This window comes from Desulfotruncus arcticus DSM 17038, assembly GCF_900113335.1.
Lineage (GTDB): Bacteria > Bacillota > Desulfotomaculia > Desulfotomaculales > Desulfallaceae > Desulfotruncus > Desulfotruncus arcticus.
On the sequence record NZ_FOOX01000010.1, the window covers coordinates 136,493 to 154,735 of the forward strand.

Annotated in this window: 18 protein-coding genes and 3 riboswitches; of the genes, 4 read left to right on the top strand and 14 right to left on the bottom strand. The window is 43.0% G+C overall.

From position 1 onward, the window contains the following. Position 1 precedes the first annotated feature (1 nt). Both BM056_RS14105 and BM056_RS14110 read right to left on the bottom strand, forming a co-directional pair. Complete coding sequence (locus BM056_RS14105; RefSeq protein ID WP_092472072.1) at positions 2 to 235, bottom strand: hypothetical protein; 234 nt, start codon at positions 233 to 235, stop codon at positions 2 to 4. Between the two features lie 18 nt (positions 236 to 253). Further along, the gene (locus BM056_RS14110; RefSeq protein WP_092472073.1) at positions 254 to 862 is read right to left on the bottom strand and encodes a hypothetical protein; all 609 of its coding nucleotides are present in this window, start codon (positions 860 to 862) and stop codon (positions 254 to 256) included. Between the two features lie 168 nt (positions 863 to 1,030). On the opposite strand from BM056_RS14110, the gene BM056_RS14115 reads away from it, so the two are divergent. Further along, entirely contained in the window at positions 1,031 to 1,648 is a 618-nt protein-coding gene (locus tag BM056_RS14115; RefSeq protein WP_092472074.1) for a hypothetical protein, read from the top strand. 352 nt (positions 1,649 to 2,000) lie between these two features. Here the strand turns inward: BM056_RS14115 and BM056_RS14120 are convergent, their stop codons facing one another. After that, on the bottom strand, positions 2,001 to 2,231 hold the full coding sequence (locus BM056_RS14120) for a hypothetical protein (protein WP_092472075.1): 231 nt from the start codon (positions 2,229 to 2,231) through the stop codon (positions 2,001 to 2,003). Positions 2,232 to 2,409: 178 nt separating this feature from the next. Continuing rightward, the gene (locus BM056_RS14125; protein WP_165613531.1) at positions 2,410 to 3,093 is read right to left on the bottom strand and encodes a YkgJ family cysteine cluster protein; all 684 of its coding nucleotides are present in this window, start codon (positions 3,091 to 3,093) and stop codon (positions 2,410 to 2,412) included. 186 nt (positions 3,094 to 3,279) lie between these two features. Here BM056_RS14125 and BM056_RS14130 point away from each other — a divergent pair, with 186 nt between their 5' ends. Beyond that, on the top strand, positions 3,280 to 4,680 hold the full coding sequence (locus BM056_RS14130) for an MFS transporter (RefSeq protein ID WP_092472077.1): 1,401 nt from the start codon (positions 3,280 to 3,282) through the stop codon (positions 4,678 to 4,680). Between the two features lie 95 nt (positions 4,681 to 4,775). Here BM056_RS14130 and BM056_RS14135 read toward each other — a convergent pair whose 3' ends face one another. The 3 genes from BM056_RS14135 to BM056_RS14145 form a co-directional block, all read right to left on the bottom strand. Continuing rightward, positions 4,776 to 5,396: a DUF4304 domain-containing protein gene (locus BM056_RS14135; protein WP_092472078.1), complete on the bottom strand. Its 621-nt coding sequence runs from the start codon at positions 5,394 to 5,396 to the stop codon at positions 4,776 to 4,778. 66 nt (positions 5,397 to 5,462) lie between these two features. Continuing rightward, a riboswitch (molybdenum cofactor riboswitch) is annotated at positions 5,463 to 5,582 on the bottom strand. A 175-nt stretch (positions 5,583 to 5,757) separates the two neighbouring features. Beyond that, positions 5,758 to 5,937, bottom strand: a complete 180-nt coding sequence (locus BM056_RS14140) for an H-type small acid-soluble spore protein (RefSeq protein ID WP_092472079.1) — start codon at positions 5,935 to 5,937, stop codon at positions 5,758 to 5,760. 52 nt (positions 5,938 to 5,989) lie between these two features. Next, positions 5,990 to 8,149, bottom strand: coding sequence for a diguanylate cyclase domain-containing protein (locus BM056_RS14145; protein ID WP_092472080.1), 2,160 nt, complete (start codon positions 8,147 to 8,149; stop codon positions 5,990 to 5,992). A gap of 198 nt (positions 8,150 to 8,347) precedes the next feature. Between BM056_RS14145 and rbr the strand changes: the two genes are divergently transcribed. Then, entirely contained in the window at positions 8,348 to 8,923 is a 576-nt protein-coding gene (rbr, locus tag BM056_RS14150) for a rubrerythrin (protein WP_092472131.1), read from the top strand. Positions 8,924 to 9,051: 128 nt separating this feature from the next. On the opposite strand, the gene asnS is transcribed toward rbr, so the two are convergent. The 6 genes from asnS to BM056_RS14180 all read right to left on the bottom strand — a co-directional run bounded on the left by asnS (position 9,052) and on the right by BM056_RS14180 (position 16,743). Continuing rightward, positions 9,052 to 10,443, bottom strand: a complete 1,392-nt coding sequence (gene asnS, locus BM056_RS14155) for an asparagine--tRNA ligase (protein ID WP_092472081.1) — start codon at positions 10,441 to 10,443, stop codon at positions 9,052 to 9,054. Positions 10,444 to 10,864: 421 nt separating this feature from the next. After that, positions 10,865 to 12,265: an ArsB/NhaD family transporter gene (locus tag BM056_RS14160; protein ID WP_092472082.1), complete on the bottom strand. Its 1,401-nt coding sequence runs from the start codon at positions 12,263 to 12,265 to the stop codon at positions 10,865 to 10,867. 157 nt (positions 12,266 to 12,422) lie between these two features. Further along, positions 12,423 to 12,511: riboswitch (cyclic di-GMP riboswitch) on the bottom strand. A 110-nt stretch (positions 12,512 to 12,621) separates the two neighbouring features. Next, positions 12,622 to 12,825: a TOBE domain-containing protein gene (locus BM056_RS14165; protein ID WP_092472083.1), complete on the bottom strand. Its 204-nt coding sequence runs from the start codon at positions 12,823 to 12,825 to the stop codon at positions 12,622 to 12,624. A gap of 74 nt (positions 12,826 to 12,899) precedes the next feature. Beyond that, positions 12,900 to 13,640, bottom strand: a complete 741-nt coding sequence (locus BM056_RS14170; protein WP_092472084.1) for an energy-coupling factor ABC transporter ATP-binding protein — start codon at positions 13,638 to 13,640, stop codon at positions 12,900 to 12,902. Positions 13,641 to 13,720: 80 nt separating this feature from the next. Then, the gene (locus BM056_RS14175) at positions 13,721 to 14,593 is read right to left on the bottom strand and encodes an ABC transporter substrate-binding protein (RefSeq protein ID WP_092472085.1); all 873 of its coding nucleotides are present in this window, start codon (positions 14,591 to 14,593) and stop codon (positions 13,721 to 13,723) included. Between the two features lie 316 nt (positions 14,594 to 14,909). Further along, positions 14,910 to 15,033: riboswitch (molybdenum cofactor riboswitch) on the bottom strand. Between the two features lie 72 nt (positions 15,034 to 15,105). Then, positions 15,106 to 16,743 (bottom strand): ABC1 kinase family protein, encoded by a 1,638-nt coding sequence (locus BM056_RS14180; protein WP_092472086.1) that lies wholly within the window; start codon positions 16,741 to 16,743, stop codon positions 15,106 to 15,108. A 209-nt stretch (positions 16,744 to 16,952) separates the two neighbouring features. Here BM056_RS14180 and BM056_RS14185 point away from each other — a divergent pair, with 209 nt between their 5' ends. Next, complete coding sequence (locus BM056_RS14185; RefSeq protein WP_092472087.1) at positions 16,953 to 17,753, top strand: alpha/beta hydrolase; 801 nt, start codon at positions 16,953 to 16,955, stop codon at positions 17,751 to 17,753. Here BM056_RS14185 and BM056_RS14190 read toward each other — a convergent pair. Next, on the bottom strand, positions 17,715 to 18,194 hold the full coding sequence (locus BM056_RS14190) for a YbaK/EbsC family protein (protein WP_092472088.1): 480 nt from the start codon (positions 18,192 to 18,194) through the stop codon (positions 17,715 to 17,717). The two genes, BM056_RS14185 and BM056_RS14190, sit on opposite strands and share 39 nt — an antisense overlap. Positions 18,195 to 18,243: the final 49 nt, after the last annotated feature.

Consider the following 18,243-nt stretch of genomic DNA (forward strand, 5'->3'; position numbering starts at 1 on the left):
ACTACGGCCTGATTTTGCTCCAGGAGATTCCGGCTATTAGATTATGGCCGGTTTCGTTGCTTTTTTTCTTCACATAAGAAAAAAACTGTTTTAAAAAGTTTTCCCACTCGGCAGTGACCATGCTGCTGCTGCCGGGATTATTCGCTGCCTTAATGTTGGCACTAATATCCACAGCTTGCCTGACGGTTACCAGGGATTGATTTAATTTCTGCTGCAAATCTTCCATCTGATCCAACAAACATCCCCCTTGCCTTTAGCTTTTTGTAGGATTATCCAGCATAGAATCCTGCATTTTTTGAAATTGCGCCTCAGCCACAATATCTTCGATTCCTTCTTTGGCCTCGGCTACCATAGTTTGTAATTTGTCGGAAATATCCATACTCCCTTTGGCCAAGTTACTCATGATACCTTTTAAGTTATTCTTGGCAGTAGGGAACAGGGCAAGTCCTAGAATAGAAGCTCCAATTATCCAGTACAGGCTTTTATCCGAACCCATGCCCAATATATCACCCAGGCCGCGGCGCCGTGGAAATGATTGCAAAATGTCATTGACAGTGAGACCCTGGTCATTGGCCTCTTCCAGTATTTCATATACCATCCTGCGCACCTGCGGGTTTCTCACCCTGCCAAGCCGGTCTTCAATCCTTTTTACAGACTGCATTTCCCGCCTTACATCCTGACGTAGTTGCCTCATGGCCCGATGTTTATCCCTGACAGCCCGGGCCGGCCTTCCGGCAGCAAACCAGCCATTTGCATCCTCCATATTATCCCTGTAATAATGCATATCGGCCAGTATGTCTTTTTTGACCGCATTAACCAGGTTGGGATCGGCATTATTCTGCTGTGTTCGTCTTCTAGTCATAACCATTCCCCCTTGATTTGTCCAGTACGTTATCTATTTTTTCTTAGCATGTAAAATTTATACAGCTACCCGGTAAATAAATTTAACATTTATTATTGTGTTTTTAATATGGACTTAACAATCAGCGTATATAATGGCAGAGGTGAGATTGCGTAGGGGGGAATATGGTTGTCTTTGGAAAAGGCTTTTTGCAGCGCCGTAGAAAAATGCAACAGGGATATTCACAAAATAGTAGCTACATTTATTAATACCAGAACCAACGATATCCAGTCATACATCGAAATAACGCTAAATTCCCGTGCAGCGTTTAATTTAGCAGATATAGTTTCTAATGAAGATCTGGCTGATATGCAGAACAGGATATCAGCAGTGGTACATAGTAACCTGAAATTTTTAAGCTTATACGATATTCCTGTAAAAAGCTTTGATCTAGACGATATTGAATTGGGCATGGCCGACATAAACGAACTATTACAACAGTTAATCTTAACCGGGGGAATAATTAATTGGGCTAATCAAATAGGCTCCAAGTGCTATGAAACCTTGTTGGATAGTTTGCTAAATATAGAATTACTTGATGCTAAAAAAATTGGTAAAGATATTTGGCGCCATATTTGTATTAATAATGATAGTACTAATAAAATTGAACAGATGCTCGGAGGTATTATGGAAAATATAGCAGTTAAACTGCTTAACCATTATACCTATCAGATAGCAGACTATCTATATGCTAAATATGACGAGATTATCTCCACTGAAGATTACGGTACACCTCTTACCGCATGATCAAGAAGCTATCAGGTAAAAGATAGGCCAAACGGTTGATTAAAACTGTAAAAAAAGAAGGCCCATTAAAATGAGTCTTCTTTTTTATTACCTAAAACGAATAAAATCGTATCAATCAATATAAGTAATATAAAATGAAGGAATTTGTCATTAAATAAAGAATTTTTCCTATGGTTTTCTTGCGAATCCACTACATATAGTTATAGGGGAGAAATCTTCACCTGAACAAATTGATTACAGCAGCCTTTTAGGGCCCCAGGCAGATTGAATTCAGGGAGGAGCTGCCAATAGGAGCAAACGGTAAGATTTTAAAAAGAGTGTTAAAAATGGAGCTGGGACTATAAAATGTTGGCTATCTTTTTTTGGAACTTCCACAAACCGGACAACAACTGGTTTCCAGCACCGGATACCAGTTATGCTGAGGCTGTGAGCCGAAACCGCAAACAGCACATATAGAGACCTCACTTGGGCATCCGGGCTCAATTTTGGTAAAAATATCAACAATACCTGCTCTTTTAAATTTTTTATTGGAAGTAATGGGAATGACTCTGGAATTTGTTGCACTGGGCAGAGCTTGCGCCATAACAGAAACCTCCTTATTGAACCTTAAAATTAACCCTTTAAAAAATAAAACGCCCCAGCACTCTGAACATAATTGCAGAATGTCTGGAACGTCATTGCTCCCTGTAATAACATATTATATAACACTATGATTTAAAAACAAAGATAACCAGAAAAAGTATATTGTATACTTTTTCTGGTTATCCCTGCTTATATAATTGTTTCCATAAGTTAGGCGGGCTAATCTCCTTTATCTTTACTTCCCGGTAATTCCTTTTGGCGGAAAAACCATTTGGCTTCCAGTCCTTCAGATTAATTTTCGGTCTAAAACCTTCATGAAATCCGGGCGGATACCCCAGCTCAACTGCTTGCCACAACCACTGGCGCACTAATTCATCTTCTCCGTAATTCACTATTATTTCCCGCAATCTTGCTGCTTTAGTTGAGGACGGGCAGCATATAAATGTCTGGCAAACCAGTGGCCTAGCGGAATAAATAGTACATAACCCGTTTTTCCGCCCTAGAAATATGCAGCGTTCATCCTCGCCCCTGCGTAAAGTAATATCCACAGCCGGACCGTTTACCATAATATAACCGATCCGGTCCAGGGTTTTTTGGAGTGATTCGTCACAAACTTTCAGGTAATCGTTGATATTGTACAAATCTATAGCAGTCAGCGGAGCTCTCTCCGCACAACAGAGATCGCAACCCCGGCATGACAAAATTTTATTTCTGCCACGGGTAAACGAATATTCCTCAATGGCTTGGTTTAAGGCATCTAAATAATCCTGAACGGTCGCCGACTCATCTGCTACAACCAGGTCATACCCATAATCATTATTGTAATTTTGTAAAAACACTTGCACCGCGTTAGCTCGTCTCATATTATTTCCTCCAGCATAATTATAACCCGGTAAAGCAGCCATTTCCAACAGGGTATAATAACTTTAATTTAGACGCATAACATTTCTAAAAAACATCATTGTACTGATTATATGCAATATGATAAACTGTTTTTATCAAAAAATTACGGAGGGAACTGCAACTATAAAACCGGAGGTATGGTATTTATGGAACAAAATAAAGAACAAAATACAGCATTTAAAAATTATACATTACTTGTAACCTGCGCCGCATCTTTTTTAACACCGTTTATGGGCAGTGCGATAAATTTGGCCATCCCTTCCATTGGTGATCAATTTAAAACCGGCGCCTTTTTACTAAGCTGGGTGGCCACCAGTTATATCCTGGCCTCCGCGGCCTTTCTGGTTCCTTTTGGCAGGCTTGCCGATATCGTAGGCAGGAAAAAGATCTTTATTTTGGGCTTAGCTTTCTTTCTATTGTCTTCCCTGCTCTGCGGCCTGTCCTGGTCAGTTGAGGTTCTAATAGCCTTTAGAACATTGCAGGGCATTGGCAGCGCTATGATTTTCGGTACGGGCATGGCCATATTGACCTCGGTTTTCCCCCCCAGGGATCGCGGCAAAGTTCTAGGTATTAATGTTTCCACCGTATATGTTGGCCTGTCATTGGGACCGGTACTTGGCGGCTCATTAAACCATAATTTTGGCTGGCCATCAATCTTCTATCTTACATGCATTATTGCTTTATTAGCACTATTGCTGGCCATATTTAAACTTAAAGGCGAATGGGCCGGAGCCAAAGGAGAAACATTTGATACCGCCGGGGCTGTTTTATACGCAGTAGGACTGGTAACTTTTATGTATGGTATTTCGTCTGTCGCCGAATCATTATGGGCCAAATATTTACTTGTTGCCGGAATTATTTTTATGGTGCTGTTTGTAAGACACGAAACCAGGGTGAAGCAGCCAGTATTAAACTTAAACCTGTTCAGTAAAAATGTTACCTTTGCTTTTTCCAATTTGGCCGCCTTAATTAACTATAGCGCCACCTTTGCCGTTGGCTTTTTACTTTCAATGCACCTTCAGGTGGTTATGGGCTACGATTCTCAAATGGCGGGGCTGATATTGCTGGCCCAGCCGGTAATCATGGCTGCCTTGTCCCCTTTTGCCGGAAGGCTGTCCGACCGTGTCGAGCCACGGGTAGTGGCTTCCTGGGGCATGTCGATAACAACCCTGGGGCTGTTTATTTTATGTTTTATCAGCAAGAACATGCCTATATGGCTGTTAATCACGAATCTTGCACTGCTTGGAACAGGCTTCGCTCTTTTTTCTTCTCCCAACAGCAACGCGGTTATGGGCTCTGTTGAAAAAAGATTCTATGGCGTGGCTTCTTCAACACTGGGAACTATGCGTCTTACAGGACAAGCAACAAGTATGGCCGTCGTTACCCTACTGCTGGCCATTTATATAGGCAACGTGGAATTGAGCATGGCATCCCCCGACATGCTGATCAAAGGCTCACGAATTGCTTTTATTGTTTTTACAGTTATTTGCTTTGGAGGGGTATTCGCATCGTTGGCCAGGGGCAATGTTAATTTAAAGCAGAGCTGACGCATAAAGTGCAGGCAAGCAAAGGCTGTTAAAATAAAGAGATCCCCCGGCCTATAAGGGGATCTCTTTATTCTTAGCCTTCCTGGCATTTTAATTTATTCAACTAAAACTAAAGCCCTTGATTTTTTTGGATCATTATTGCCGACAAAACCGGAATTAGCGGCCTTCCATATAGACCCGGCGCTATTATATCTCAAAAATGCTTCATAAAAATCCATAAACATTTTATTATAAACTGGAAGCTCTTTTTCCCACCAGGCTTCGGAATTTTCCCACCATGAATCTGCCTGGTTTACAATCAAAGCTACGATATCATCAGCTATGTGTGTATACTTTAATGGTGTATCCTTGTACATCGTAATAAAGGAACAACAATCTTTTAATTTTAACTCTTGCTTTCGTGGGTTGTATTTAAACCAATGACAAGAGTCATCATTCTGTACACCCAAGTAAAATCTTACGGGACAATGCAAAGCAGTAACTGCTGAGGGACCAACGAACTCTCCGGTTTTATACCGGATACCCTCAGGTGGACATTTTCCGATATTAACACAGAAAGATTGGTCACAACAGGAAAATTGAAACGAGATTAATTCCAAGCAACATGAACGCATACGCCTATAATTGGGGAAAAATCCGCTAAACCCTCGATCCTTTAAAAATGGTACTACCCAATCAATAATTGCTTCAGTCATTTTCCTTTTGGGATGAAGCATTATATCGCCACCTTATTAAAAATAAAACCGAACAGACATAAAGAAACACAGTCCGCCCGGTTGGTAAACCTTAAAACTTGTGCTCCTTTTCAAATAAGGAAGGCATAATCGTTTCCAACTATACCCTAACGACCGTTAACCTTATCATTGGGACTTAGGCCAGACGGTTCGGAGCATTTTTATTTAATTTTATTAGCACCTAGTCAATTTAATTCATTAAAATTCATAAATATTTACTTAATTCAATAATAAACAACAACAATCTCCTGCAAATTACCGTAAAAAAGCCCGCCCCCCCTTGCTAAAATGCTTTCCGGATCAAGGGTGGCGGGCTTTTCCCCGTTGCTTCCTTCGTTTGCTGCTAACTTTCCATTAACTCAGCAACAGGAACCTCCAGGGTTGCTTCTTTTCCGTGCAGGCTTCTAACCTTGGCGGTATTGCTTCCCGGGGTTACGCCCTCAATCCAAACGGGTAAGCCATTATGCAGCACTTCAATGGTTTCACGGGAATTGATAATTTGTTGAGCTCTTTGTACATCCATGAGACCGGACTCCTTCCCAATCAGTTTATGTCAATATCATTCCCATATTTGTTTAAGATAAACTGTCACTTGAATTTTCAGATTCAGGTGAACCCACGCCAGAAATTCTTATAAATATTTCAACAAGATTGGGGTCGAATTGAGATCCTGAGCATCTTATCATTTCCATAACGGCCACTTCATGAGACAACGCCTTACGGTAAGGGCGATCACTGGTCATAGCGTCGTAAGCATCAACAATTGATAAAATACGGCATTCCAAGGGGATTTCTTCCCCTTTTAATCCCAGCGGGTACCCCTGGCCGTTCCACCATTCATGGTGTTTTAGTATCCAGTCTGCTATATGGGCCAGGTCAGGTGCGGATTGGGCAATGCGGTAACCAATTTCGCTATGCCGCTGCATTTCAATTTTTTCATCCTGATTAAGCCTGCCAGGCTTATTAAGAACACGATCGGGAATACCAACCTTGCCGATGTCATGAAACTGGGCCAGCAGCCGAATATTGGTAATTTCGCTTGCGGGAATACCGGCAGCAACAGCTAAATTGGCAGCCAGATCCTGAAGTCTTTCCGCATGTCCCTCGGTCACAAAATCTCTGGCTTCCATGGCCTTCGTCAAAGTTTGGACAATTGCACTGCGGTTACTCTGACTGTGGTAAAGTTTTTCCCGGTACATGTTATTATCGGCTTCAACAAACAGTTCAGTTGCCGATTTCATATTGTCACCGCTGCTGACGGCATAGCCGCAGGATAAGCTCATCAGGAAGCCCGGGTTTTCCTCGTTGGACACTTGAATAGCTTTACTAATTCTTTTAATAATTTTTTTAATTACATTCTCATCTGCATTAGGCAGTAATATCGCAAATTCATCGCCACCAATTCTGGCGGCAATGTCCTCCTGTCTAAAAATGCTTTTGATCACACTTGCCGCCGCTATCAGCAGCTTATCGCCCATGTGATGGCCCATTGTATCATTCACAAGTTTAAGACCGTCCACATCACAAACGATTATTCCAAGCGTGGTGTTGTTTTTTTTAGTATACCGCTGGATCTCACTTTCAAAATGATTACGGTTATAAAGACCCGTTAAAGGGTCACGCATATTAAGAAACTTAAGGTGTTTCTCCGTCCTGTCACGTTCTTTAAGCAAACTTTCGATAGTAGCCACCATATTGTTAAATTTTTGGCCAAGCTGAACATACTCTGCAGAATCTGACTTTTTTATGATAAGGCGGGTATTTAAATTTCCGCTTTCCACTTCCCCCATGGTTATGATAAACCTATTCAATAAGTCAGCGAAACTGCGGTATAGTAAAACACTGATCAATAATGCCATCAGCGAACTGATAAAAGTTATCAGCAGGGTCTTTTTCTTTATCGGCACAACTGCGTTTTCCAAAGTTTCCCTTGGAATTATACCAACAATTTGCCACCCGGTTTTTGGTATTGTTACATAACTGATAAAAACATCCTTGCCATCATATTTGTAATAAATGGAATCCTGGTACAGTCCGCTGTGCAAATGGTTAAACCATTTGTTTTCGCCAACGTTTTTACCAACCTGGGTTTTATCCGGGTGGGCGATGATCCGGCCTTGCTTGTCCACAAGTATGGCATAGCCGCCCGGACCAAGGTCAACATTGTTAATAATTTTGTTCAATTGGTTCAGTTTGGTGTCGATGGCCAGTATACCAATTACGCCATTAGCATCTTCCACGGTTTTGGCCGTGGTAAGAACCAGTTCACTGGTGCCAAACTGAAGGTAAGGATCAGTCCACACAACCAGCCCTTTGTGTTTCAGCGTTTCGGTATACCATAACCTTTTTCGCGGATCATAGCCTTCTATGGGACCAAACACTGGTGAAGATAAAATGTCACCTTTGGTGTCGGCAAAATAAACAAACCAAATGTCGGGGTTCAACCGGCGAAAATCATCCCATCTATTCTTGAGCCTGACCGAGGCTTCAGGTTGCTTAAAATTAAGCAAATCCGGACTTCCGGAAAGAACATAGACGGCATTTTCAATTTCATCAATATAATAATCCATAAAATATTCCCGGACATTCTGCATCGATTGCAGGCTTTCAGCTTTATAATTATTAATCAGCATCCGCTCGGAATTGCGATAAGAAAGAAAGCCCAGTGTAGCAACAGGGATAAAGCTTATTAGAACCATTACTATTATCAGTCTGCTTTTTATGCTGGATACCATGTTGTCACCCCTGTACTAAATCTTGCATAATTCGACAAAATAGACTATTGTTCCTTTGTCCTTACCGTAAAAATACTGTAGAACAGCTGAATAGTAATAATTATTTAATAATTGATTAATTGTGGCGTAATTTTTAACAGTTATCATGCTAATATGTAAGCTACAAAAAATTGATTTTTCGTTATGAAAGGGGAGCTTATTTTGAATTTAAAAGGTAGTAAAACCGCAACAAACATTCTTACGGCTTTTGCGGGAGAGTCTCAGGCCAGAAACCGGTACACTTATTTTGCCAGCGCCGCAAAAAAAGAAGGTTACGAGCAGATAGCAGCTATCTTCCTTGAAACGGCAGACCAGGAAAAAGAACATGCCAAGCGTCTGTTTAAATTTTTGGAGGGAGGAGAACTGGAGGTTACAGCTTCTTTCCCCGCCGGCCAAATCGGTAAAACAGTGGACAACCTGAAAGCAGCGGCCGAAGGTGAAAATCATGAACACACCTCCATGTACCCGGAGTTTGCTAAAATCGCTGAAGAAGAAGGTTTTCCCCAAATAGCCGCAGTTTTAAGGGCTATTGCAGTGGCCGAAGAAGGACATGAAAAACGCTTTAAAGCACTGATGCAGAACATCGAACAGGACCAGGTTTTTCAACGCAAGGAAAAAACAACATGGGTTTGTCGCAATTGCGGGTTCCTGCATGAAGGCACCGACGCTCCTGAATCATGCCCCGCCTGTGCTCACCCCCAAAGCTATTACCAGCTGTGGTGTCCCAATTATTAAAGCCCCGCCTCCCGCCCAGCAAACCCCGCGGCATCAAACCGCAGGGTTTGTTTGTTTTATTGTTACTATTCAAGTATTCAGAATTCAGAATGCATTGAGCCGGTTTTTTCATTCTGACTCCTGAGTAGTTAAAATTCAGCATTCTTTGGCGTTCTGGGGAACGATATCACATCACGGATATTAGTCATTCCTGTTAGATACATGATCAGCCTTTCGAACCCCAAACCAAAGCCTGCATGCCTGGCGCTGCCATATCTCCTGATATCGAGATACCATTGATATTCATCTTGGTTCAGGCCCAGCTCATCCATTCTTTTCACCAGGCAATCAAGTCTTTCCTCCCGCTGACTTCCCCCTATGATTTCTCCTACTTCCGGAGCCAGAAGATCCATAGCCGCTACAGTTCGGCCATCTTCATTCATTCGCATATAAAACGCCTTTATTTCTTTGGGATAATCCGTTACAAACACAGGTTTGGCAAAAATTTTCTCAGATAAAAACCTTTCATGTTCGGTTTGCAGGTCCTGTCCCCATTCCACCGGATAATCAAACTTTTCACCGGACTTTTGCAGCTCATTAATTGCGTCGGTATAGGTAATATGTCCAAATTGCGATTGCAAAACGTTCTCAAGCCGGCTAAAAAGCGACTTGTCCATAAAGCTGTTAAAAAAGTTCATTTCCTCGGGTGCGGTATCCATAACATAGCCGATAATGAATTTCATCATTTCTTCCGCCAGTTTCATATTATCTCCCAAATCTGCAAAAGCAATTTCAGGTTCGATCATCCAAAACTCAGCGGCATGCCTGGCCGTGTTGGAATTTTCCGCCCTGAAAGTCGGGCCAAAAGTATATACCTTGTTAAACGCCATGCAATAGGATTCTACATTCAACTGCCCGCTCACCGTAAGGTTTGTTTCTTTCCCAAAAAAATCTTTGGAAAAATCCACTTTACCTTGCCCGTCTCTGGGGGGTTGATCAAAACCAAGAGTGGTAACCCGGAACATTTCTCCGGCCCCTTCAGCATCGCTTCCCGTTATGATCGGCGTGTGTACATAAACAAAGCCCCGCTCTTGAAAGAACTTGTGAATAGCGTAAGCAACAACCGACCTCACTCTGAAAACAGCGGAAAATGTATTCGTCCTGGGACGCAGGTGTGCTATTGTCCGCAAGAACTCAAAAGAATGCCGTTTCTTTTGAAGCGGGTAATCTTGAGCGGATAATCCTTCTATTCTAATGTTTTGTGCCTTTAACTCGAAGGGCTGCTTGGCCCCTGGCGATTCCACCAAAACCCCTTCGACAATAATAGCCGAACCCGTAATTAACTTGGCAATATCTTTAAAATTACTCAAACTCTCTTCAAAGACCACCTGGAGGCTGGGAAAAAAAGTCCCGTCATTTAGCTCGATAAAGCCAAAAGCCTTGGAGGCCCTGACGGTTCTGACCCAACCGTCAACCTTGATCGTTTGATTTATGTATTTATCCGGTTGCCTAAATATGTCTCTGATTAAAACAACATTCATTACATTCTTCCCCCTAGCTAAATTAGTGCAAAGCTATTTTAGTTATGGATATGTTCTCCACTAACGTTTTAACCAATCCAAGCTATTAGTATATTTTAATCCCTTATCCCATCATACCCGGAAAAATTCTATCCCGAATAATTTTTCACGTTACTTGTTTCTGGCGCTGCGGCGGTTCCCTCCGTGCGTTGCGCAATTTCCCTTGTAATTATTGGGGACATACCTCCGACCCCACAGCCTTGACCCTAAAAAGGAGGTGTGCCCCCTGACCTCTGTTGTTGTTTGTAGCATAACGCTTACAACAGACAAGCCTGCTGCGTTAGCGATATGAGGGTCTATCATAAGCATAAATGATTATTTCCGGCAAAACAACTTTTAAATAAAAAGAAAAACCTCCTTTCGGAGGTGTCAATCCTTTAAATTATACCCCTGCTGTCGTTTTATTCTCATCTTTGGCTCCAGACCTTTTGCTTATTCTGCCAAGCACCAGGCTCAGAACGATACCAAAAGCCAGGGTAATCAACATAGCTATAGTGGTATGCAGCACGTACCACATGAACAGATACAGCATGGAAATAGCAACGGAAAGCAGCATTAACGGAAACGCAATCTTAAAGAAACCCATAAAGCTGATTGGTGATCCTCTTTTTTCGGCCATACCTATGACCACAACGTTAGCCGAAGCGCCAATAATAGTTCCGTTGCCGCCCAGACAGGCCCCGAGTGAAAGAGACCACCATAAGAAGTTCAGGTCTTGAATGCCGCCCAGCCTGCCCATGTCCTGAATCAGGGGAATCATAGTAGCGACAAAGGGTATATTATCTACAAAAGCTGAGGCGATGGCTGAAAGCCATAATATCAACATTCCGGCGGGCAGTAAAGCGCCTCCCGTCACCTGCAGCGCGTAATGGGCAATCGCTTCTATAACCCCGACCTCTTCCAGGGCGCCAACGATAACAAACAGTCCGATAAAGAAAAAAATTACCGGCCATTCTACCGCATGAAAGGCATGTTCAGGGTCCATCCGGGTCAGCAGCAGCAGTAACGCCGCCCCGGATAAGGCAATTACTGAACTTTCCAGATGAACAAATTGGTGCAGGGCAAAACCGGTTACCGTTAGAACAAGCACTGTGATGCATTTTTTTAATAAAGCTTGGTCTTTAATTTCTGCATTTTCGTCCATGGACATTATTTTTTGCATCGATTCCCGGCTGGCTATGATTTGTTTACGGTAAATCAGCTTTAATATAAAAATTGTTGTAACATAGATAACAACAACCACCGGTGTAAGGTTTAACACGAAGTCCATAAACCCCAGCTTTGTCGCGCTGCCGATCATAATATTGGGCGGGTCACCGATCAGTGTTGCGGTGCCGCCAATGTTGGAAGCGAGTATTTCAACAATAAGAAATGGAATTACATTAACCTTAAGCTGGCGAGCTATGGCAAAGGTTACCGGCACGATTAACAAAACGGTTGTTACATTGTCCAGCAAAGCCGATAAAACTGCAGTTATGAGTCCCAATGCCGCCATAATCCGCACCGGTTCGCCTCCGGACTGTTTGGCAGCTTTAATGGCAAGGTACTCAAAAACGCCGGTCTGACGTGATATTCCCACTATGATCATCATACCGATTAAAAGGCCGATGGTGTTAAAATCCACATATTCTACAGCTTTTTCCGCATCAACAATCCCGGCAATTATTACTACCGCCGCACCGCAAAAAGCGGCAACCGCACGGTGTATTTTTTCAGAAACAATAATGCCATAGGTGATAAGGAAAACAGCCGTTGCAAAAATTACCTGGTACTCGTGACTCATAATCATCTCCCTCCGCAAATTTTATTTGAAGAATACCAACTATTAACTTTATGTTTCCGCAATGCCTTTAGTAAATAGCTAATTACACCTCCCTGCATGACAAAAATAAAAGAGGGGTAGCCAAATATATTTGACTACCCCCCCTAGCAGTCGAAACCGTTATAGCCTGGCAATCATAGCAATAATATTGCGTTAGACCCATAGCTTTAGCGTCCCCGGCTTTCACCAGGTTTGCCTAACCCGTGGAGAGTTTTGTATTAATTTTAACTTATTAATTATTGTACAATATTTTAACCTTTCAGGCAACTCCTTAGCGAAAATATAAAAGTCCTCGTCATGCAGAGGACTTGAGTCGGCTATTTCATTATCATAACCGAGCTGGCTTTAATTAATGTAGTAACATCATCTCCAACATTCAATCCAAGTTTATTTACCGAACCGGTAGTAATAGTGGAGCACATTTCCTGACCACCTATATCAAGGATAACTTCTGCTATGGTATCTCCTTTATTAATAGATTTGATGCGAGCTTTTAATTGGTTTCTGGCGCTTAATTCCACGTTTTCCCCTCCTTTCACAGCTATTCTATCGCTTTAAGGGAAACTTTATGCGCCGGCAGCTGCAATTAAAAAACTTAAAACAACCTGATTTGGTTAAATTTTTTAAACGGGCTTAGAAGGTGCTGCACGGTATCATTTTGCACCCCTTCCGCCAATAGTTTTTTTAATAATCCCTCAAAAACCAATTTACCACGGTCTATTACCACCACGTCATTAGTCAGGTACGGTATTTCATTAAAATCATGGGTGACAAACATAGCCGTAACTCCTGAATTACCAAGCAAATGACCCAGATCTTCCAATAAATTTATCCTGGTTGGAAAATCAAGAGCTGAAAAGGGCTCGTCCAGAAATACCACTTCCGGTTCAAGAGCAAACGCGCGGGCCAGACTAACCCGCTGGGCCTCACCGCCCGACAGATAGACAGGCTTCCGGTCCCGCAGGTCGCTGATATTTAAACGCTCCAGCCAGTGATCAACCCGTTGGGTCAACTTATCACCGCGTATCCCGCGCAGTTTCAGCCCCAAAGCAACGTTATTAAACACCGTGGTATTGAGAAGCAGCGGTTCCTGAAATACAACGGCCATTCGGCGCCTAAAAGCAATCATATTTTTCTTAGTTACCTCCCGGCCGGCAAAAAAAACTTTCCCTCTGGTTGGCTGCTCAAGCAAAGCCATCACTTTAAGGAAAGTGCTCTTCCCGGCCCCGTTGGGACCTATAATAGCCTGGGTTTTTCCTTGTTTCAACTCAAATTTTTCAATTTGAAGAATTGTACGTTTCTCTTTGACCAGTTCCAGGTTTTCCACTGAAATCATCTAAATATCCCTATCTCCTTATTGGCAAAAAAATATTTAAAAGGGCCAACCCGGGAATGAGCAGGTTGGCCTTTATTCCGTTAACCTTCCAGCCTGTCCGGGAAGAACAGCGGCTGTCCGTATTTATCCACGCCAAAGTCTTTAATGAACTGCTGTGTATCCTTATTAATTAAAAATTCATCAAAAGCTTTTGCACCCTCAACGTTAACTTTGGGGAATTTTTCAGGGTTAACCACCATCACGTGGTAGATGTTTTTAAGTAACTCCGCTCCCTCCGACACGATTACCAGGTCAATATTCTTAGCATGGGCCAGGTATGTGCCGCGGTCGCTCAAAATGTAGGCTTGCTTTTCATTGGCAACCGTAATTGAAGCTCCCATACCCTGACCGGTCTCCTGGTACCAGGGCTGTCCCTTGGGATCTATGCCTGTATCCTTCCACACATCCAATTCCTTCTTATTGGTGCCGGAATCATCGCCACGTGAAATAAACAAAGCGCCTTTTTCCGCTATCTGCTTAAATACTGCGTTAATATCGGAATTTCCCTTAACCCCGGCCGGGTCGCCGGGAGGGCCTAATAACACAAAATCATTATGCATTACAAGCTCATAGTTTATCGCCACCCCGCTGTCAACCAGCGGTTTTTCAGCAGCAGGCGCGTGTACCAGCAGCACGTCAGCGTTGCCTTCTTCCCCCATTGTTAAAGCCTGACCGGTTCCAACAGCCACTGGTTTCACAACATAGCCGGTTTGCTCCTGGAACATGGGAATCAATTCGTCAAGAAGCCCTGTATCCTGAGTGCTGGTAGTGGTGGCTAATATGATGTCCTTGTTCTGTGGTTCGGCAGCCTGTTTATTCTGGTCATCGGTTTGTTTTTTACTTGCGCACCCGGCCAGGAACACGGCGGCAATTACCGCCAGGATAACTGCAACCAGAGATATCCTTTTTGTCATCTATTCTTTTCCTCCCGAAAATTTTTTCACGTTACTTGTATCTGGCGCTCCGGTGGTTCCCTCCGTGCGCTGCGCAATTTTCCTTGTAGTGCGTGTCGCTATTTGTACATAACGCTTGCAACAGACGGTCAGGACCGGATCACCTTTCTAATTTTCATTCTCTGCTGGTACCGCACCAGCGGCATGGTGGTCTATACTGATATATTTCCCTCCTTTCCGCACTGGGAGGCATAGTCGGTTTCCCAATATGCCCTATCGGCCTCTTATCATAACAAAAATACCACTGATTGTGAAATTTGAGCAATCAGTGGTATTTTTACCAATAAACCACTCTTCTTTCCACAATGGGAGGCATGCCGGTTTCCCGTAACATACCCTGTCGGTCCAATCTCCATGTATTTACTACCGCAGGTTAATTGGACTCGAAGAGATTATTTAAAAATATATATTCTACGTCAGCCGTGCGTGTCCCTTTATACTTGTCTTATTATATCGCAGTAAACCAAAATAATTTAACCCTTACCCCGTAAAATATTGAATACCAGAACAATCCCCAACACGCTGGAAAACAGGTAACCGGCCACACCAATTGCCGAATGTCCCAAAACAAGCGGAGGTGTGCTTGATGTAATAACCAGGGAAGATCCCACAATTAATGCTCCGGTTATAATCGCCAGGGTTAGCTTGTTTGATGCTTCCAGCAGGGTATTTTTCAAGTGGGATAAACCTTTGTGCTCAAGTTTGAATTCTCCGCCGGCCAGCATATCCAAAAGTTTTCCCACCTTTTCGGGCGCATCATGGCCCAATAGAATTAAATCCTGTACTTCTTCCAGCCAAAAACTGTTGGAAGCCGGGTTAATTAATTTATAGTATTGTTTTTTAACGTATGGTCCAATTACAGCCACAACGTCAATCCCGGGGTGGAGCATCCGGCTTAAGCCTTCGGCAATAAGCAAGGCCCTGGAAACCAGAACGTACTGAGGCGGAATAACTATTTGGTATTGACGGAAAAGAGTAACCAAGTTGATCAATAATTGGCCAATACTTTTGTTGGCGCTTGTTCTGCCATTAAATTCTTCTATCAGCTCCAGGACATCCCTTGCCAATAGTTCCCTGTTGTTTACACCGGTTACCCCAAAAGCTTTGATCGCTAATTTCACTACCCGCTCTTCATTACTCTCCAGAACTGCAACTAAAACCATGAGCAGCATTAACCGCATATTACGGGTTAACCGCCCTGTCATACCCCAATCCAACAGGTACAGCTTTCCATTCACCACTAAAACATTGCCGGCATGGGGGTCGGCATGAAAAAAACCTCGTTCAAAAACCATTTCAGTATAAGCATTTAACATTACGCCCGCCAGCTTCCGTCTTAATTGAGCATCTGCCTTTAACCGGTTTGGTTTTCTTCCTTCCACCAATTCCATAGTTAAAACTCTTTTGGTGGTATAACGCATAAAAACCCGGGGCGAGGTTATAGTATCGTTTCCCAGCATAAACCGGCGAAACTCAGCCATGTTCCGGGCTTCCCTTTCGAAATCCAATTCCCGCATAATCGTTCGCCGGAGTTCCTCCACAAATTCCGGCAGGTTATAGTTCTTTAACTCATCAAAATTCTTTTGGGCGGCTTCGGCAAACCATTCCAAAATAGCCAGGTCTGTGTTGATCCGCTCACCAATTCTCGGCCTTCTTACTTTAACCGCTACAAGCTCCCCGGTCTCGCCTAAAACCGCTCTGTGCACCTGGGAAAGAGACCCTGCCGCTATCGGGCGATGGTCAAAATCAGCAAATAATTCAGCAGTACTCATTCCCAGCTCATTTTCTATGATTTTGACAATGGTTTCAATCTCTTCAATCGGTACTTCATCCTGCAGTTTTTCAAGCTCCCTGATGTACTCATCCGGAATTAAATCCGGGCGCATGCTGACCAGCTGGCCAAATTTAATAAATGTGGGGCCCAGTTCCTCCAGGACCTTCCTTACCTTAACGGGGGTACTTAGACCCCGTTCAATTTTAATGATATTTTTGGACAGCAAACCGGTATCAATTGACAGCTTATCAAGCAAATCCTGAAAACCATATCTTATTAATATGGTTAAAATTTCTTTGCCTCTGACTATGTTGGTTATCTTTCCGCTTTTAAACATTTTATATCCTTCATATGGTTTTAAAGTAAATTAACACCTACCGCGAGTATTGTCAAATTGCAACGGAGATTATGTTGGTATCCTGTAAATAGTGGACTGCCATAAGATTATAGTTACAAGTAACATTTAAACTTTTTTCAGGACAGTAACGATATACTATAATAACTGAAAGAATCTACATTCTTAAGGGCAGGGGGGCTGAGGGAATTATGGACGGGACAATTGTAATGATACATGGCATGATGGGCGGGTCCTGGTGCTGGGATAATTACAGGGGTTATTTTGAAGGTCTGGGCTACAAGTGCACAACCCCGGTTTTACGCTTCCATCATCATGGTCCGGGGGAAAAACCAGATCCCCGGTTGGCCACTACCGGTTTACTGGAATACGCCTCTGATCTGGAAATGGAAATTAGAAAACTAAATTCGCCGCCTATTATCATGGGACATTCAATGGGCGGCTTGTTGGCTCAAATCCTCGGAAGCCGTATTCAGGCCAAAGCGCTTGTTTTGCTTACCCCCGCAGCACCCAGCGGTATAATCGGAATTAATTATTCGGTTCTGAAAAGCTTTTCCGGCCTGATCAGCAGTTTTAAATTTTGGAAAAAAACATTCCGTATTTCCTATCAAGGTGCATTATATGCCATGCTGCATTTGACGCCCGGGGAAGACAGCAAAAAAATATATGAGCGGCTGGTTTACGAATCCGGGCTGGTTGCGTACCAAATCGGGTTTTGGTTCCTGGACTCCGCTAGAGCCTCTGCCGTGGACCATACAAAAGTGCATTGCCCTGTGCTGGTCATCGCAGGCCAGGAAGACAGGATTACACCTGCCTCAATTGTCAATAAAATTGCCTGCAAATATGCACCTAATTCAACTTACAAAGTGTTTGAAAACCACGCCCACTGGGTGCTTGGAGAACCAGGCTGGCAGGAAATAGCAGGATATATTGACGCTTGGTTAAAATCAGCCTTATTTAACGGAAATCACTTCGCCTCCGGTAATTCTTAATAAATCATCAGGGGTTAGTTTAAAAACGGCATGGGGCGTCCCGGCCGCCGACCAAATTTCCTGATACTTTAACAGATCTTCATCTATTAATGGTTTGATGCTGCTTTTATGCCCGACAGGCGGTACTCCGCCAATGGCATAACCTGTATGTTCCAGAACAAATGCAGCATCAGCCTTCTCAATTTTTTCTCCGATGATTTCTTTAATCTTTTTTTCATTTACCCTATTTGCGCCGCTGGCTATGATACAAACAGGCTTTTTGCTGGTTTTTCCCTTGAAAATCAGTGATTTGGCAATTTGCCCGAGTTCGCAGCCTATTGCATCGGCAGCCTCCTGTGAAGTCCGGGTTGACTCCGAAAATTCCACGACCTTTAATTCAATTCCATACCGGTTTAACTCAGCCTGCACCTTTTGCGCGCTTTTGCTTAGATTTTCAGCCACTACTTTTCGCCCCCAAAATAATACTTAATATTACCAATATTAACATGTT

Excerpts from the sequence above, each read along its gene's own strand:
- BM056_RS14110 (WP_092472073.1), bottom strand. The coding sequence starts at position 862 with ATGACTAGAAGACGAACACAGCAGAATAATGCCGATCCCAACCTGGTT.
- BM056_RS14120 (WP_092472075.1), bottom strand. The coding sequence starts at position 2,231 with ATGGCGCAAGCTCTGCCCAGTGCAACAAATTCCAGAGTCATTCCCATT.
- BM056_RS14125 (WP_165613531.1), bottom strand. The coding sequence starts at position 3,093 with ATGAGACGAGCTAACGCGGTGCAAGTGTTTTTACAAAATTACAATAAT.
- BM056_RS14130 (WP_092472077.1), top strand. The coding sequence starts at position 3,280 with ATGGAACAAAATAAAGAACAAAATACAGCATTTAAAAATTATACATTA.
- BM056_RS14135 (WP_092472078.1), bottom strand. The coding sequence starts at position 5,396 with ATGCTTCATCCCAAAAGGAAAATGACTGAAGCAATTATTGATTGGGTA.
- BM056_RS14140 (WP_092472079.1), bottom strand. The coding sequence starts at position 5,937 with ATGGATGTACAAAGAGCTCAACAAATTATCAATTCCCGTGAAACCATT.
- BM056_RS14145 (WP_092472080.1), bottom strand. The coding sequence starts at position 8,149 with ATGGTATCCAGCATAAAAAGCAGACTGATAATAGTAATGGTTCTAATA.
- asnS (WP_092472081.1), bottom strand. The coding sequence starts at position 10,443 with ATGAATGTTGTTTTAATCAGAGACATATTTAGGCAACCGGATAAATAC.
- BM056_RS14160 (WP_092472082.1), bottom strand. The coding sequence starts at position 12,265 with ATGAGTCACGAGTACCAGGTAATTTTTGCAACGGCTGTTTTCCTTATC.
- BM056_RS14170 (WP_092472084.1), bottom strand. The coding sequence starts at position 13,640 with ATGATTTCAGTGGAAAACCTGGAACTGGTCAAAGAGAAACGTACAATT.
- BM056_RS14175 (WP_092472085.1), bottom strand. The coding sequence starts at position 14,593 with ATGACAAAAAGGATATCTCTGGTTGCAGTTATCCTGGCGGTAATTGCC.
- BM056_RS14180 (WP_092472086.1), bottom strand. The coding sequence starts at position 16,743 with ATGTTTAAAAGCGGAAAGATAACCAACATAGTCAGAGGCAAAGAAATT.
- BM056_RS14185 (WP_092472087.1), top strand. The coding sequence starts at position 16,953 with ATGGACGGGACAATTGTAATGATACATGGCATGATGGGCGGGTCCTGG.